Consider the following 16,298-nt stretch of genomic DNA (forward strand, 5'->3'; position numbering starts at 1 on the left):
CCTAGCCGCCGGCAGCGACGATCCGGACGTCCTCGTGCGCGGCGAGGTCGCGGAGCGTCGCATGACGAAGGCCGGCGAGGCCCTCTTCGTCAAGCACGGTTTCCAGGGCATGCCCCCAGTTGGCCCGGTCGCCGCCCCAGGTGCCGCCATAGTGGAGCCCCGTCACGGCGGCGAGCGTGTCGATGCCGGCGACGAGCGAGCCGGAATTGCCGCCGAGCGTCGACGCGTCGTGGGTCAGCGTCCGGCCGGTCAGCCTCGGGGGCATGATCTCGCCCGGCGCGAGCCGCTTGAAGCCCCAGAGCTTGCCGAACAGCCGCTGCAGCACGCGGTCGGTCTCCGACACCGAGCCGAGCGCGTCGTGGCGGGGTTTTGCCGGATAACCCGTGACGACGACCTGCGTCTGCGGGACGGTGAGCGCCGGCCCCGTGCCGATGGCGAGCGGGGTCTGCGGCGGGCCGGGCGTTACCCGCGCGCCGAGGCGCAATACCGCCATGTCGAGAAGGTCATGGTTGATGCCAAGGGCGGGAATGGCTTCCGCGCCGGCGAAAACCAGCTCGACGATGGGCCGGCGGTTCACCGAGGCCTGCCCCTTGAACTCGTGGCCGAAGTCGACATGGGGATCGAGCCCCGCCCTGATCTTCGGCCCCGCGTCGTCGAAGAAATCGACGAAGATCTGCGCGACATGCCGGTTGGTGGCGGCAAGATCCGGCGCGATCAGCCAGGCCGTCCCCGCGAAGGGATAGAACGGATGGGTCACGTCGACCCGCCCGACGCTGCCGATGAGCGTCTCGACCGCCGCTTCGCGAAGCACATCGCCCAACAGCTCCGTCCAGGGGCTGTCCGGCGCCGAGCTTTCGACCAGCCGCCCGTCGCGGATGAGAAAGGCCGGGCGCGAGCCGTCGGTGCGCACGATGACCTCGATCCCCGCCTCGACACCGCCCAGTTCCGTTCCCGTCTCCTCGCGATGCCCGCCGATGAGTTCAAGCCCCTCGCGGCCGTTGTGCAGCGCCTCTTCGGCGAGCGCCACGAGGCTCGGGTCGTCGCCCATCTCGCGCCGGATGAAATCGAGGAGGAAGGCGCGCGAGGCGCCCCAGCGCTCCGCAATCGCCGCAGGAGAAAGGTCCGCCGCCTGCGTGGCGTCGCCAAGGCTTTCAAGCGGCGAGCCGCCGGGCCGCGCGAGCCGCCGGCCAAGCCGCAGCGCCAGTCTTTCCACGTCGAGGCGATCATGTCTGGCCACAGCTTGCTCCCCCGTTCCCGGGTCGAAACAAAGTCCCCACGGGCAAGATTGCCCCTCCGCCCCTAGGCTTCCAAGCCATGATACGACTTATGGTGTTGTTTTCGTCTTCAGGCCGTGTCTGCCGTATTGATGCGAGACAACTTGCACATATGTTTTGCCAAAGTTCTAAATTAGATTGACATACTCAACTACAGCGTGTCAATGTGGCAAAGCGTTTTTGTCGGCGAGATTTCATGCGCAGATGCGCAAGAAAGGCATCCCATGCTCACATCGTCCGCATTTCCAGACTATCCGCCCTTGAGCGAAGACGCGTTGGCCGAGGCGCTCGGCTACCGCGAATCTCCCGACGTCGCCGCGGGCGGAAGCATGGAGGGGCTCGAGGCGACCGTGCTCGACAGGCCGTGGCCGGACGTCATCTCCCGCAAGGCCTACGATTTCGTCGTCCGGTGGGAAACCGGCGGACGCGCCTATTACGAGCAGGTCATAAAAGGCCGGCCGGTTTGGCCGGGTTATGCTTCGGGCATTACCATTGGTTGCGGCTACGATCTTGGCTACCACAGGCTTGCACAGTTCACCGCGGATTGGGGGCAGCGCATCCCGCGGGCCGAGTTCGACCGGCTGAAGGCGACGATCGGCTTCAACACCGCCGATCCCAACCGCCCGGCCAAGGTCACCAGGGCCAAGGCGCTGGTCCAGTCGCTCAAGGACATCGTCATCGGCTGGGACGTGGCCATCGCGCAGTTCGACGCGGCAAAGATGCCCAAGCTCGTGAGCGACCTCTACGGCGCGCTCGACAATCTCGACAGGCTTCACCCGCATGCGCGCGGCGCGCTCCTCAGCCTCGTCTTCAACCGCGGCAACGGCGGCTTCACGCGGAGCGAGGACCGGTATCGCGAGCTGCGCGAAATCCGCAAGCTCATGGCGTCGGGCAAGCGGCGGGATTTCGAGGCGATACCGGAGCAGCTCCTGTCCATGCGCCGCATCTGGGGGTCCGCGTCGAGCCTCTCCAGGCGCCGCGAGGAAGAGGCCGATCTGTTTAAGGCGGGCCTGGCGGAAACCGGGCTCACCGAGAGCCTTGCCGCGCTCTCGACCTTCGCCGCGCCAGAGGCGCCCGGCACGACGCTCGCCGAGGACCATGCCGACGTGCCCGAGCAGACCGATATCGGCGACGAGGTCGATGGGACCGAGGCCCTGTTCGACGGGCTGGAGGCCCCTGGGCCGAGTGCGGCCGACGTCAAGTGGAACCCCAACGACGACGACCAGCCCGACTACCGGCACCTGCCCAAGCTGCGGCCCGGCACGGAGTTCGATTTCACCGCCGCCGACATCGAGGCCCTCGTCAAGTACAACGCCTTTGCCACGCTTCCCGGTCTCCTCGTCTTCGCGCTGCGCGGGGCCCGCATCGTCGGCGCCGACAAGCGCGAGAACGTCACCGCGATCACGCTCGCCGATCAGCGGCCCAACCACCGCGATTTCCGCTGCGTCATGGGCGTGCTCGATCGCGAGAGCAAGCGACTTTGGGCCTACAAGGCCTCGACGGTGCCCAACGTCAACGCGTTGCTGACAGGCTACCAGCTCGCCAAGCAGGGCCGTTACGAAGGCAATGTGCTGCCGACCGGCGCCTATATCTATACGGTGGGCATCCATCGCGCCGGCACCGACGGCGAGATCCGCGGCGTCCTCCGCCTCTCGAAGGATTCGACCGGTGCCTCGGTCGTCATCGCGCTGCGCAGCGTCAACGACGTGGTCTACGACCGCCGCGACTTCTGGCACAAATGCGCGCCGGCCGACAACATTCATCCCGGCCGCCGGCAGACCGGCTTTTCCTCGCTCGGTTGCCTGACGCTGCCCGGGGACTACGTCAAGTCGAGCAAGACGCATACCGGAATCTGGGCCGACTTCCGCGTCGCGCTCGGCATGGGCAAGACCTTCGCCAACACCGACAACGGCAGGCAGTTCACCGTCGTCCTCCTCACCGGGCTCGACGCCGCGCTTGCCTCGACGATGCGCACCTCCGGCGAGATCGACGACAAAGCCAAGGCGGCCGCCGCCCTCAAGCGCCTGCGCTTCGGCTCGAAGGGGCCGGATGTGACGAAACTCCAGCAAAAGCTCGGCCTGGCTCCCGACGCGAGCCAGCTTGTCGGGCCGGTCACGCGGCTGGCGCTCATCGCGCGGCAGCAGGAAAAACTCGGCTGGGCCGACGGCATCCTCTCGCCCGAGACGGATTCGGCGCTCGGCCTCAAGGTGCTCTGAGCGAGCGGGAGGTCAGTCGCTGAGATAGTCGCGGCTCCATGCGCACGCGACGATCTTCCGCGCCAGCAGGGACTCGATCTCCTGCGCGGAGCGGCCGATCTCGCGGAGGATGTCCAGCGTCTTGCTATCTCGCCCCATACTCCTCGCGATGGCAACGCAGGAACAGACACTTCCTCCGTCATCGTTGAAAAACGCGGATCTCCCAGCGTAATGTTGAACACGCCGCCCTAATGAAAAAAACCGTTTGCCCATCTGGCAAGGGCTTAATTCCGCTATTAAAATTCCAGTTTCCGAACTCATTTGGCCAGGTTTCTAATCCTGTCGCCTGGAGGCTTCGTCCGCATGCCGCGTCCCACCAAGCGCATTACCTTTACCGACGTAGCGCAGCGAGCGGGCGTCGGGACCGCGAGTGTGGACAGGGTCATTCACGATCGGGGAAATGTGAGCGAGGGGGTAAGACGGCGCGTTCTCGAAGCTGCCCGCGAGCTTGGTCTCAACCGAATGCTGCCAGACGCACATCGGCGGCAGATCAGGATCGAGGTCATACTCGCCAGGCCGGGACTGCCTTTGATAGCCCGTCTTGGCTACGAGTTCCGGCGGATCGCGCCGTTCCTCGATAGATCGATCTCCATACATCGTACCATCCTCGAGGACGAGCAACCGGAAACCCTCGCCAATGCCCTGTCTAAGAGCACGTCTGACGCCGTGGTTTCCTATCTGCCGGATCATCCGCTCGTTCACCAAGCCGTAGATCGGCTTAGTAAGAGGTGTGTTCCCGTCGTAACGGTGGTGTCCGATGTCCCCGGGTCTACCAGGTTGGCGTACGCGGGAACCGATCATGTCCAGGCAGGCCGCTCCGCAGCGTACTTCATCACCACGATGACGCGAGAACCGGGACCGACGGTCATCCTCTGCAATCACTTGAACTTTCAATCGCACGCTGACCGGATACGCGGTTTTTCGGAGTACCCTGAGCAAAGAGCCGCGGGCTGGAGCATTACCGGCGTGATCGAGGGGCTGGACGACCGGGACCGATCCGAGCTGGCTTTGCGAAAGGTGTTCAAGGAGTGCCCCGATATCGCTGCAGTTTACAACGTGGGCGCGGCGAACATCGGTGGCGCGCGCCATCAAAGCTGAAATTCTGCCTAAAAGGCCGTTATTCGTGGGTCACGAGCTTACACGCCACACGGCCGAATTCCTGAGGGAAGGGATCATGGCGATTGCTATCGACCAGAGCCCGGAACTTCAGGTTCGCCAGTCGGTCAATCTGATACTTCGTCACTTCGAGATGCTGGATACGAGCCGATCATCTGTTCCGCCGGATGTCCAGGTCCCGATAGTGCTTTACGGCCCGGAAAACCTGCCCGACCCGCTACCGTTCTAGATTCTGGACCCGCTGATTGAATTCAATCAGAATGCTGATTGTGCGCTGCCGGAGTTGCCGCCATTTTCCGTCATCGAATGACCTGCCTCCAATACGGCGAGATGAAGGTCGTCCATGACGTAAATCTGACGCTGCACAAGGGAGAGATCATGTGCATCGTCGGGGAATCCGGCTCCGGAAAATCGACGCTTGCCCGTTCGATCCTGCGCCTCATGGCCCCCTCGTCCGGGGCGATCAGATTTCATGGCGACGATATCACCCGCCTCGATAAAGCGGGCATTCGCCGATACCAGCGGGCCGTCCAGGCCGTGTTCCAGGATCCTTACAGCTCCCTCAATCCCCGCATGACGATCCTGGATGTCATCTGCGAACCATGGACGATCCAGAAGGACGTCTTGCCCCGCGCGCAATGGCGGGACAAGGCAATCCACCTGCTGGAAAGCGTGGGTCTTGACGCCAAGGCACTGGAGAAATTTCCCGGCGAGTTTTCGGGCGGCCAAAGGCAGCGCATTGCGATTGCCAGAGCACTTGCCATGTCGTCCGAAATCATCGTGTGCGACGAAGCCATCTCCGCGCTCGACCTGATGGTGCAAGCACAGGTCATCGCGCTGTTGCGCGATCTTCGGGACCGCTTGAATGTGGCGCTTCTGTTTATCTGCCACGATCTCAACCTGGTCAGGAGTTTCGCGGACAGCGTGCTGGTCATGCAGGCCGGCCGGATCGTGGAGCAGGGGCCGGCGGCCGCCCTGTTCGATGCGCCCGGGCACCCGTACACCCGGCGGCTGATCGCGGCGAGTCCGGTGGTCGACCCCGATGCGCAGTCCGAACGGCGTCGGGCGCGGCAAGCGCTGCAGCCGCCGGATCAAACGCCTTTGCAGCCGTAGAAGCCGCTACGGTCGACGTCCTCCGTCCTTCCTGCCTGCGACGCATCTGCGTCGCTTCCCGCACACTCATACCGTTGCAATTTTTTTAAGATGGAACACAATTCCATCTTGACTGAACATCGGTAAGATGGAATAACGTTCCATATTGGAGCTGCTGAGGGCGGAAATGGAAAACGCCTCGAAACAATCTTCGTGCAGCTGCGGAGGAGGCTTTAGAAATCAATGAGTTCCCATACTCCTGCCACGTCGGCGGGCGGCAATGATATTGCCCCGCGTCACCGAAATCCCGGATTGCGCCTCGTTCGAGAGGTCCTTTGGAACCTCATCCCGCCCATGACCTTCGTGGCCATTGTCGGCCTGTGGTCGCTAAGCGTTTCTGTCTTCGAGGTTCCTTCCTATCTGCTGCCGGCCCCCGGTGCCGTCTTCAGCCTGCTCATTGCGGAAGCGCCCATGCTGTGGGCGAACACCAAGGTGACGCTGCTGGAGATCCTTCTCGGTTTCGGCCTGACGCTGCTGACGGCCATCCCCCTCGGCCTCGTCATCGCGCTGTCGCCGCTGGCCAAGCAGGTGCTCTATCCGCCGGCGATGCTGCTTCAGCTCGTGCCGAAGATCGCCATGGCGCCGCTGTTTCTGGTCTGGTTCGGTTTCGGCATCGAGTCCAAGGTCATTCTCACGCTTCTGATGACGTTCTTTCCCTTGCTGATCGCGAGCATCAGCGGGTTCCAGATCCTGGACGCCAGGCTGCTTTACCTGACCCGCTCCATGGGGGCCAACACCTGGCAGACCTTCCGCTATCTGCGCGTTCCCGCTGCGCTTCCGGTCATCTTCTCGGGGATCAAGACGTCGGCGACCATCGCTGCGACCGCCGCCATCGTCGCCGAATTCGTCGGCGCCAACGAGGGGCTGGGCTATGTCCTGCTGCGCGGTACCAGCACCATGAACATTGAATTGACCTTCGCCGTCCTAGTGATCCTGACGGTCATCGGTCTGGCGATCAACTATCTCGTGGAGTTCAGCGAATGGCTCCTCGCCCCATGGCAGCGCAAACTGAAGTGAACACACACGTCAAAAGGGAGGAAATGACGCCATGAATATCAAGGGATTTCTCACGGCCGGCACCATGCTCGCGGGGCTGGCAATGGCGGGCACGGCGGCGGCGGATACGCCGGTCACGTTCCAGCTGAACTGGTACGCAGGCGGGGCGAATGCCGGCTTTGCCGCGGCGCTAGTCGAAGGCTACTACAAGGAAGCCGGCCTGGATGTCACGATCGTGCAGGGCAACGGCTCGGGCAACACGGCGCAGATGGTGGCGTCGGGCCAGGCGGACCTTGCCTATGCCGATGCCGTCGCGGTCAGCCAGCTGATCGCCAAGGGTGCGCCGATGCGGATCGTATCGACCGTCTACCAGTCCAACCCCAACGAGGTCGAAGCGCTCAAGGCGACGGGCGTGAAGTCCGTCAAGGATATCGAAGGCAAGAAGATCGGCGTGCCGGCCGGCAGCTCGCAGGCCACCATGCTGCCGCTGTTCTTTGCGGCCAACAATATCGACGAGTCGACGCTGACGCTCGTGAACATGCCGCCGTCCTCGATGGTGCCCGCCCTGCTTCAGGGCAGTGTCGACGCCATCCTCGGATCGGTCGACGACTACCAGATCCAGGCGACGTCCAAGGGCGCCGAACTCGACCGCTTCACCTTCGCGAGCCACGGCGTCGCGACGGCCAGCACGTCGATCTTCGCATCCGAGGAATACATCGCCGAAAACCCGGACGTGCTGAAGAAATTCATCGAAGCGAGCCTGCGCGGCTGGAGCTTTGCGCTGGACAATCCCGAGAAGGCCGTCGCCGATCTCAAGGCGACCTTCCCGGACATGGACGAGAAGCTGGCAGCCGCGCAATTGGCGGCCATTCCCGAACTGCTTTGCAGCGGTGGGGCGGCCTTCGTCGGCAAGGCGACCGATGCACATTGGGCGAATACGCAGAAGCTCCTGTCCCAGGTGAAGCTGTTGCCTGAAGGAAACGATCCGACGACCTACTACACCAACGAATTCCTGCCGGCGGATTCGGCCTTGCGCCCCTGCAAGTAACGCAACCGGGGATGCCGGTACGGCATCCCCTCCCTCAACCCGATGAGTGGGTGGCCATGACCATTCGAACGTCCTATCGCTATGAAGACCTGAGCGTCGGTCTTGCCTTTCGCAGCCCCGGCCGCACGATCACCGATGCCGACCTGGTCGGTTTCGCCGGCCTCACGGGCGATTTCTCCGAGCTGCATACCAGCGATGTCTACGCCGAGGCCAGCCAGTTCGGCCGCCGGGTCGCCCATGGAATGCTGGGCCTTGCCTATGCCCATGGCCTCATGTGGGCCCGCACCGGCGAACTGCGCGAAACCGCCATCGCGTTCCTCGGGATCAACGACTGGCGTTTCGTCGGTCCGGTCTTCGTCGGCGACACCATTTTCGTGAACTATCGGCTGGCCGAGCTTCGCGACAGCAGATCGCGGCCCCACCAGGCCATCGCGACCTTCGACGTCGAGGTCGTCAACCAGCACGGGGCGGTGGTCCAGCGCGGACAGAAGGCATTGCTGGTCTCCAAGACCCCGTTGAATGCAGTGTCCGCCTCCACCTGAACAGCACGTCGCCGAAAGGACCGCAAGATGACTATGTATGACGATCAGGCCGTTTCCGGCGTGCCGATAACCATCGATGGCGTATCCAAGATCTTCGGCCCCGAGCTGGAGAAGCCGTTTCGCGCCCTGAAGGAGGTCACGCTGTCGATCAAGGCCGGCGAATTCGTGTCGGTCGTCGGCGCATCGGGCTGCGGCAAGAGCACGCTCATGCTGATGGTCGCCGGTCTCCTGCAGCAGACGACGGGCACGATCTCGGTCGATGGGCGCGTGGTCGACAAGCCGCTCACCGATGTCGGCATCGCCTTTCAGGACCACCTTCTGCTGGATTTCCGAACGGCGATGCAGAATGTCATGCTGCATTCGGATATCCGCGGCCTGCCGCGCAAGCAGATCGAGGAGCGGGCAAAGGAACTGTTCGCGCAATTGCGCCTCGAACGCGCCGTGGACAAGTATCCCAAGCAGCTTTCCGGCGGCATGCGCCAGCGCGTCTCGCTGATCCGCAGCCTGGTGCACGATCCGGCGGTCCTGATGATGGACGAGCCCTTCGGCGCCCTCGACGCGCTCACGCGCCTTCAGGTGCGCATGGACCTGGAATCGCTCTGGATGCGTCGTCGTCCCACCGTTCTCTTCATCACCCATAGCGTGGAAGAGGCGGTCGGTCTTTCAGATCGCATCATCGTCATGAGCCCGAGCCCCGGCGAAGTCGTGGACGACATTCGCGTGGAGCTGGAGCGGCCGCGTCCGATCACCCTGGGGGATGCCCCGGAATTCAGCGCCTATGTGGATCGCATCCACCGGCATTTCGAGCGCCTGGGCGTCCTGCACGGCCTCGGAAAACTTCCGCAAAGCGCTTGAGCAGGGTTCGTCATGTCCGCATCGCCCCTTCCACAACCCGTCGAACCGCTTGTCAGCGTGACGTTCTCCGCCGCGCGCGCGGAAATCACCCTGTCGAACGGGCCGCTCAATCTGGTGACGCGGCCGATGCTGCGCGATCTGAATGCGGCGATCGGGGCGGTTCGGGAGCATGCTGGCCTGCGCTGCGTCATCCTGCATGGAGGAACGGCGAAAGCCTTCTGCGCGGGCAGCGACATTCGCGAGTTCGCCGATCTGCGCGCCGATGCCAGCGAACGGAAGATCCTGTTCGAGGACATGGTGCTGCGGAACCTTGCGCAGATCGAGGTTCCCACCATCGCCGCCATGGACGGGCCGGCCATGGGTGGAGGGCTGGAGCTGGCGCTGGCCTGCGATCTGCGGGTGATGCGCGAGGGGGTGAAGCTGGGCCTTACCGAGGCGCGGCTGGGCGGACTTGCCGGAAACGGCTCGGTCCGGCTTGCCAGGCTGGTCGGGCCGGCCCGCGCCAAGGAGATGCTGTTCACCGGCGCGATCCTGGACGCCGATGCGGCCTTGTCCTGGGGCATCGTGAACCGGGTCACGCCCGGATCCGCGCTGGAGGCCGCACGGATCCTCGCGGGCGAGATCCAGCAGCGCGGGCCGCTGTCCAACCGCTTTGCCAAGCAACTCGTCGATGCGGCGCTCGACCGGCCGCTTGATGAGGCGCTATCGGTTTCGACCCGGCTGCAGCAGCGCATATTCGATTCGGCCGACCTCCACGAGGGCATGCGCGCCTTCTTCGCGAAGCGCGAACCCGAATTCGGGGGGACGTGATATGAGCATTTCAACATATGAAAATGCGGCACACATATTCGTGCCCACGATGGATCGGAGTTTCAGATGAGCCATATTCCAGCCGAGCGTTGCCTGTCGATCATTCAGCTCCTGTCGGAAGAGGCGGCCGAACTCCCGCTCGGCACGATTGCCGAGACCCTCGACCTGCCCAAGAGCGGAACGCACCGCCTGTTGTCCGCCCTGGTGGAGCAGGGCTGGGTCCAGCAGGACGCGCAGACGGGATATTACCGGCTCACCATGCGGCTCGCCATTCTCGGCCAGCGCTTCTACATCGCCACGGGAATACCGGATATCTGCCAGCCGCTCCTCGACCAGCTCGCGGCGTTGAGCGCGGAATATGTGAGGCTCGCCGTCGTCGATGGCGACCAGCTCGTCTGGGTCGCCCATGCGCAAGGCGCCCGTAGCGGGCTGATGTATCAGCCGGCGCTTCAGAGCAACACCGTGCCGCTGCATGCGACGGCGAGCGGCAAGGCCTGGCTTTCCACCCTGCAAACCGAGCATGCGGTGCAACTGGCGCTCAACAGTCCCGCTTTCCAGAACCCGCACGGCTATGGCCCGTCCGTCGCCCGTTCCGTCGACATGGTGATCGCGGAACTGCGCCACACGATGGAGCGCGGCTATGGCATCGCCCGCAATGAGGCCGAACAGGGCGTCTCCGCGATGGCGGCTGTCGTCTCGGCCGGGGAGAGCGGGGCCGTTGCCGGAACCGTCAGCATCGCAGGCCCCTCCGCCCGGATGACGGACGCGCGGATGCACGAGCTGGCACCGGCCTTGAAAGCGACCGCGGCGGAGATCTCCGCCCTGTGGCCCGCCAGGCTGCGCAGGGGGCCGTTGACGGAGCCATCACGGCTGCATCGAAGCGCCGGTTGAACCGATATCCTGAAGTCAGCGGGTTTCGATCCCCGCGCCATCCGTTCGGAGAGCAAAGTGAAGACCAAGACGATAACGGCGGACGAGGCGGCCAGCCTGATCCAGAACGGCGACAATGTGCTTGCCAGCGGGTCCGGCGGCGGCCATGGCGTGCCGCAGGCGATCCTCGATGCCGTCGAGCGCCGCTTCCTGGAGAGCGGCGCGCCGCGCGACCTGTGCCTGATCCATGCCGTGGGCATCGGCGACCGCAAGCTGAAGGGGGCGGCCTGCTTCCGCCATCCCGGCATGTTGCGCCGCAGCATCACCAGCGCCCTGATCGATTCCCCACCGCTCGTCGACCTTGCGCGTGACGACGTCATCGAATCCTGGACCCTGCCGCAGGGGGTGATTTCGCAGCTCATGCGCGAGATGGCGGCCGGCCGGCCCGGCCTGGTCACCCGCACCGGCCTGCACACATTCATCGACCCCCGCCAGCTCGGTGCCCGGCAGAGCCCGAGCGCGAAGGAGGATCTTGTCCGCCTCCTTGATATCGACGGACAGGACTGGCTGCTCTTCCGTCCGTTGCCGCTCGACATCGTCTTCCTGCGCGGCACGACGGCCGACGAGAACGGCAACGTGACGATGGAGGAGGAGGCGATTCCCGGCGAAATGCTTTCCACGGCGCAGGCCGCGCGCCGTCAGGGCGCGACGGTCGTGGTGCAGGTCAAGCGCCTCGCAAAGGCCAACACGCTGTCGGCGCGTGATGTGAAAATCCCGGGCATTCTCGTAGATTATGTCGTGGTTGATCCGGAACAGCGCCAGACCTATGCCTCGGCCTACAATCCCGCCTATTCGGGCGCGTTGCGGGTGCCGATGGACAGCCTCGTCCGGCTTCCCTTCACCGAGCGCAAGATCGTCGCCCGCCGTGCCGCGCTCGAACTGTGCAAGGGCGCGGTCTGCAATCTCGGCGCGGGCATTTCGACGGGGGTTTCGGCGGTTGCCTCGGAAGAGGGCATCATCGACGACATCGTTCTTTCCAACGAACAGGGCTTCATCGGCGGCGCGCCCCTGACCGGGGTCGATTCCGGCACCGCCCAGAACTACGATGCCGTCGTGGACCAGCCCTACCAGTTCGACTTCTACGACGGGGGCGGCCTTGATGTCGCCTTCCTGTCTTTCGCGGAGGTCGACCCGTCCGGCAATGTCAACATCAGCCGCTTCGGCGACAAGATCGTTGGGGTCGGCGGCTTCATCAATATCAGCCAGAACGCCCGCAAGGTCGTGTTCAGCGGTACGTTCACCTCCGGCGGGCTTCAGGTCGCCTGCCGGGACAACCGGCTGGAGATCGTCCAGGAAGGACGGCACCGCAAGTTCGTCCCGGCTATCGAGCAGATCTGCTACAACGCCGCCTTCGCCGCCGAGGAGGGACGCATCGCTCTCTTCGTGACGGAACGCGCCGTCTTCGACGTCGGGCCGAACGGCTTGCGCCTGATCGAGATCGCGCCGGGCATCGATCTTGAAAAGCATGTCCTCGCCCAGATGGCCTTCAAGCCAGAGGTGGCGACAGACCTGAAGACGATGGACGCAAGACTGTTTTCGCAAGCCCCGATGGGACTTGCCGCGGAACTTGCCCGCGTGCCGGACGGGCGGCGTAAACCGCGCCGCATGCTTCCGGCCTGATCCCCCGGCATGGGGCGGCGCACACCGCCCCGTCCATATCGTTTCGACTGCCGGCGGCAACCGCTTCCGGCACCGGAGACGCTGTGCCTTCGCGTGCGGCAGAAATCAGACAACGAAGGAAGACCACGATGAAACTGTTCCGTTATGGCGAGCCTGGTGCCGAGCGTCCGGGCATTGTCGATGCCGAAGGGAAGCTGCGCGATCTCTCGTCCGTGGTGGACGACATCGATGCCTGGGCTCTTTCGCCGGAAGGGCTGGCGACGATCGCCGCCGTCGATGCCGGCCGATTGCCCGAGATTTCCGGAAAGGTGCGCTACGGCGTGCCGGTCGCGTCGGTCCCGAACCTCGTCTGCATCGGTCTGAACTATACCGACCATGCCGAGGAAACGAACGCGCCGATCCCGAAAGAGCCGATCCTCTTCAACAAGCATACCGGGGCGCTTTGCGGGGCGAACGATCCTGTCTGGTTCCCCGACGATTCGACCCAGCTCGATTGGGAGGTCGAGCTTGCCTTCGTCATCGGCACGCCCTGCTGGAATGTGACCGAGGCCGAGGCCCTGAACCATATCGCCGGCTACACGGTTCTCAACGACGTTTCGGAGCGCCACTACCAGTTGCAGCGCGAGGGCCAGTGGACCAAGGGGAAGAGCCATCCGGGGTTTGCCCCCTGCGGCCCCTGGATCGTGACGGCGGACGAGGTGGGAGATCCGCAGACCCTCGATCTCTGGCTCGACCTGAACGGGACCCGCGTGCAGACCGGCACCACCAGCCGGATGATCTTCACATGCGCTTTCCTCCTGTCCTATCTCAGCCGCTACATGGCGCTCCAGCCGGGCGACATCGTCACCACCGGCACCCCGCCGGGCGTCGGCCTCGGCAAGGTCCCGCCGAACTTCATGAAGCCGGGCGACGTGATGCGGCTCGGGATCACCGGGCTCGGCGAGCAGGAGCAGGCGGTCGTGCCGCTGACCGGCGATGTCGTCGCCGCCTGGCGTACGGCCCACGCCGCCCGCCGGACCGTATAACCCTCTCGATCACAGGAATGGCGTCGGCAGTCGGGCCGGCGCCGGATAGGCAGGATTGGCAATGGCAATTCACGGTCAAGCGGTGCTGGCGATCTGGAACGGCATCAGGGACGGCGCCGAGACGGATTTCCTCAACTGGCACGTCCACGAACATATCCCCGAGCGCGTCGCCCTGCCGGGATTCCGCCGGGGGCGCCGCTATGTCGCGCTCGACGGGCACCCGACGTTCTTCAATTTCTACGAGGCCGACCGGATCGAAGATTTCGCCTCGGAGGAATATCGCGCGGCGCTGAACGCACCCTCGCCGTGGACGCAACAGGTCGTCCGCCATTTCACCGACACTTCGCGCACGGTTTGCCGCGTGGTGGCAAGCCGAGGGCAGGGTGAAGGCGCGGTCGTGGAAACCCTGCAACTGTCCGGCCGCGACCGTCCCGAGGCCCTGTTGGCAAATCTCGTCGAGACTGCCCTGCCCGAAATGGCGGAAAAACACGGCGTCGTCGGCGTGCATCTGCTTCAGGGGCAGGGCGGCCTCGGTCGTCAGGCGACCGCCGAAACCCGGTTGCGCGAAGGCCCGGACGCGACCGCCGACATCGTGCTTCTCCTGGAACTGACGGATGCCGCCTTCCTGCCGGCGTTGCGCTCCGCCGGCCCGCTTTCCAACGATGGCCTGCACGCGGCCGGGGCCGGTCGCGAGATCCGTCGCGGTTCCTACAGATTGCAATTCTCGCTCGGCAAGGGTGAGCATCCGGTCAGCCCGACAGCCTGACCAACCCATGGAGACGACGATGCCCCTGAAAGGAACGACCAGACTTATCGGCATGATCGGCGATCCCATCGCGAAGGCGCGCACGCCGGCGCTGCTCAATCCGCGCATCGCCGCGGCGGGCGCGGACCTCGCCATCGTGCCGCTCCACATTCCCGCCGGGGCTTTCGGCACGGTTTTCCCGGCGCTGCTCACGCTCGGCAACATGGCGGGCTTCATCGTCACCTATCCTTTCAAGGAAGGCTGCCTTGCCTTCGCGGACCGCATCAGCACCGGCGCCAGGCTGGTCGGCGGGCTGAATGCGATGCGACGCGAGGAGGACGGCACCTGGACGGCGGACATCTTCGACGGGGTCGGCCTGCTGAATGCCGTCAAGGCGCAGCATGATCCGCGCGGCGCCCGTGTCCTGCTGATCGGCGCGGGCGGCGCGGGCCGCGCCATCGCCGTCTCCTTCGCCGAGGCGGGAGCCGCTGCCATCACCGTGGCCGAACTGGACGATGCCCGCGCGGACGGCCTCGTCAGCGGCCTCGTCGCGGCTTTTCCCGGTTGCGTCATCCGCCGCGGCCCGCCGCACGCGGCAGGGCACGACATCGTCGTCAATGCGACGCCGGTCGGCATGAACCCCGACGACGGCCTGCCGGGAGAGGTCGGCGACTTCGCCGCAGGCATGACCGTCGTCGACATCGTGCCCGCCCCGGCGCCCACCGCCCTGTTGCGCAAGGCGAGCGCCGAAGGCGCCGCCACCATTGCCGGCAGCGCCATGACGGACGGGCAGGCCACGGCGCTGCTGCGCTTTTTCGGCATCGAGGAATGAGCCCCGAGGGGGCCGCCAAGCCAAGTGAGGAAACGGCATGCATATCATGATCATCGGCGGCGCCGGCATGCTCGGCCGCAAGGTTGCCGAGAGGCTGGTTGAGGACGGCGCCCTGGCGCAGGAAGCCGTCAGCGCGCTGACGCTCGTCGATGTCTTCGACCCGCCGGCGCCGGCCGGCTTTTCGGGAAAGCTCAGCCTTGAGCGAAAGGACCTGTCGCAGCCGGGCGTCGCCGCCGACCTCGCCGCGCGCCGTCCCGACGTCATCATTCATCTGGCCGCCATCGTCTCGTCCGAGGCGGAGGCCGATTTCGACAAGGGATATGCCGTCAATCTCGACGGGACCCGCAATCTCTTCGAGGCGGTCCGCCTGGAAGGCGACGACTACCGCCCGCGCGTCGTCTTCACCTCGTCGCTCGCCGTGTTCGGCGCGCCGTTGCCCGATCCCATCGGCGACGACCACATCCTCGCCCCGCTCACCAGCTACGGCACACAGAAGGCGATCGGTGAACTCCTGCTTTCCGATTACAGCCGCCGCGGCATCTTCGACGGCATCGGAATCCGCCTGCCGACGATCTGTATCCGTCCGGGCAAGCCGAACCGCGCGGCATCCGGCTTCTTCTCCAATATCCTGCGTGAGCCATTGAAGGGTGAGCCGGCAGTGCTGCCGGTCGATCCTTCCGTGCGGCACTGGTTCGCCAGCCCGCAGGCCGCGGTCGGCTTCATCCTTCATGCCGCCGCGCTCGACAGCGCGCTGCTCGGAAACCGCCGCAACCTGACGATGCCCGGCGTGTGCGCCAGCGTGGCCGAGCAGATCGAAGCGCTGCGCCGCACCGCCGGAGACGAAGCGGTCGCCCTCATCTGCCGCGAGGAGGACCCCGCGATCGCCGCGATCATCGCCGGCTGGCCGCGCAGCTTCGAAACGAAGCGCGCGGAAGAGCTGGGCTTTGTCGCCGATGCTTCGATGGACGAGATCATCCGATTGCATCAGGCCGGCGAAGCGGTCGCCGCAACGTAACCGGCCGGGGTTCGTCGGCCGAACCGTCGAAATATCGATGTGCAGGCCCCGGCCGACCGGAGCCCGCGCGGCAGATGAGGGCT

Annotated in this window: 17 protein-coding genes; 15 read left to right on the forward strand and 2 right to left on the reverse strand. The window is 65.0% G+C overall.

All coding sequences use genetic code 11. From position 1 onward, the window contains the following. Position 1: 1 nt before the first annotated feature. A complete protein-coding gene (locus tag AB3G45_RS02500) occupies positions 2-1,237 on the reverse strand; it encodes a serine protease (RefSeq protein WP_367829080.1) in 1,236 nt (411 codons plus the stop codon). A 261-nt stretch (positions 1,238-1,498) separates the two neighbouring features. Between AB3G45_RS02500 and AB3G45_RS02505 the strand changes: the two genes are divergently transcribed. Next, positions 1,499-3,490: a hypothetical protein gene (locus AB3G45_RS02505; RefSeq protein WP_367829081.1), complete on the forward strand. Its 1,992-nt coding sequence runs from the start codon at positions 1,499-1,501 to the stop codon at positions 3,488-3,490. Positions 3,491-3,502: 12 nt separating this feature from the next. Here the strand turns inward: AB3G45_RS02505 and AB3G45_RS02510 are convergent, their stop codons facing one another. Then, positions 3,503-3,628 (reverse strand): hypothetical protein, encoded by a 126-nt coding sequence (locus AB3G45_RS02510; RefSeq protein WP_367829082.1) that lies wholly within the window; start codon positions 3,626-3,628, stop codon positions 3,503-3,505. Between the two features lie 204 nt (positions 3,629-3,832). On the opposite strand from AB3G45_RS02510, the gene AB3G45_RS02515 reads away from it, so the two are divergent. From AB3G45_RS02515 to denD, 14 genes are all read left to right on the forward strand, one after another. Then, complete coding sequence (locus AB3G45_RS02515) at positions 3,833-4,627, forward strand: LacI family DNA-binding transcriptional regulator (RefSeq protein WP_367829083.1); 795 nt, start codon at positions 3,833-3,835, stop codon at positions 4,625-4,627. Between the two features lie 76 nt (positions 4,628-4,703). After that, a complete protein-coding gene (locus AB3G45_RS02520) occupies positions 4,704-4,874 on the forward strand; it encodes a hypothetical protein (protein WP_367829084.1) in 171 nt (56 codons plus the stop codon). A 101-nt stretch (positions 4,875-4,975) separates the two neighbouring features. After that, a complete protein-coding gene (locus AB3G45_RS02525; RefSeq protein ID WP_367829085.1) occupies positions 4,976-5,758 on the forward strand; it encodes an ATP-binding cassette domain-containing protein in 783 nt (260 codons plus the stop codon). A gap of 333 nt (positions 5,759-6,091) precedes the next feature. Next, positions 6,092-6,814, forward strand: coding sequence for an ABC transporter permease (locus AB3G45_RS02530; RefSeq protein ID WP_367829086.1), 723 nt, complete (start codon positions 6,092-6,094; stop codon positions 6,812-6,814). A gap of 31 nt (positions 6,815-6,845) precedes the next feature. Then, complete coding sequence (locus AB3G45_RS02535) at positions 6,846-7,841, forward strand: ABC transporter substrate-binding protein (protein WP_367829087.1); 996 nt, start codon at positions 6,846-6,848, stop codon at positions 7,839-7,841. 56 nt (positions 7,842-7,897) lie between these two features. Then, positions 7,898-8,383: a MaoC/PaaZ C-terminal domain-containing protein gene (locus tag AB3G45_RS02540; RefSeq protein WP_367829088.1), complete on the forward strand. Its 486-nt coding sequence runs from the start codon at positions 7,898-7,900 to the stop codon at positions 8,381-8,383. A gap of 27 nt (positions 8,384-8,410) precedes the next feature. Further along, positions 8,411-9,238 (forward strand): ABC transporter ATP-binding protein, encoded by an 828-nt coding sequence (locus tag AB3G45_RS02545; protein ID WP_367829089.1) that lies wholly within the window; start codon positions 8,411-8,413, stop codon positions 9,236-9,238. Positions 9,239-9,250: 12 nt separating this feature from the next. Continuing rightward, positions 9,251-10,048: an enoyl-CoA hydratase/isomerase family protein gene (locus tag AB3G45_RS02550; RefSeq protein ID WP_367829090.1), complete on the forward strand. Its 798-nt coding sequence runs from the start codon at positions 9,251-9,253 to the stop codon at positions 10,046-10,048. A gap of 66 nt (positions 10,049-10,114) precedes the next feature. Next, positions 10,115-10,939: an IclR family transcriptional regulator gene (locus AB3G45_RS02555; protein WP_367829091.1), complete on the forward strand. Its 825-nt coding sequence runs from the start codon at positions 10,115-10,117 to the stop codon at positions 10,937-10,939. A gap of 57 nt (positions 10,940-10,996) precedes the next feature. After that, positions 10,997-12,598: an acyl CoA:acetate/3-ketoacid CoA transferase gene (locus AB3G45_RS02560; RefSeq protein ID WP_367829092.1), complete on the forward strand. Its 1,602-nt coding sequence runs from the start codon at positions 10,997-10,999 to the stop codon at positions 12,596-12,598. Between the two features lie 128 nt (positions 12,599-12,726). Further along, entirely contained in the window at positions 12,727-13,623 is an 897-nt protein-coding gene (locus tag AB3G45_RS02565; protein WP_367829093.1) for a fumarylacetoacetate hydrolase family protein, read from the forward strand. 61 nt (positions 13,624-13,684) lie between these two features. Beyond that, complete coding sequence (locus AB3G45_RS02570; RefSeq protein WP_367829094.1) at positions 13,685-14,389, forward strand: hypothetical protein; 705 nt, start codon at positions 13,685-13,687, stop codon at positions 14,387-14,389. Between the two features lie 19 nt (positions 14,390-14,408). Beyond that, positions 14,409-15,200 carry a shikimate dehydrogenase gene (locus tag AB3G45_RS02575; protein ID WP_367829095.1) on the forward strand — a complete coding sequence of 264 codons (792 nt, stop codon included), beginning with the start codon at positions 14,409-14,411 and terminating at the stop codon, positions 15,198-15,200. A gap of 37 nt (positions 15,201-15,237) precedes the next feature. Continuing rightward, positions 15,238-16,215, forward strand: coding sequence for a D-erythronate dehydrogenase (denD, locus tag AB3G45_RS02580; protein ID WP_367829096.1), 978 nt, complete (start codon positions 15,238-15,240; stop codon positions 16,213-16,215). The last annotated feature ends 83 nt before the right edge of the window (positions 16,216-16,298 follow it).

The organism is Shinella sp. S4-D37 (assembly GCF_040812195.1).
GTDB lineage: Bacteria > Pseudomonadota > Alphaproteobacteria > Rhizobiales > Rhizobiaceae > Shinella.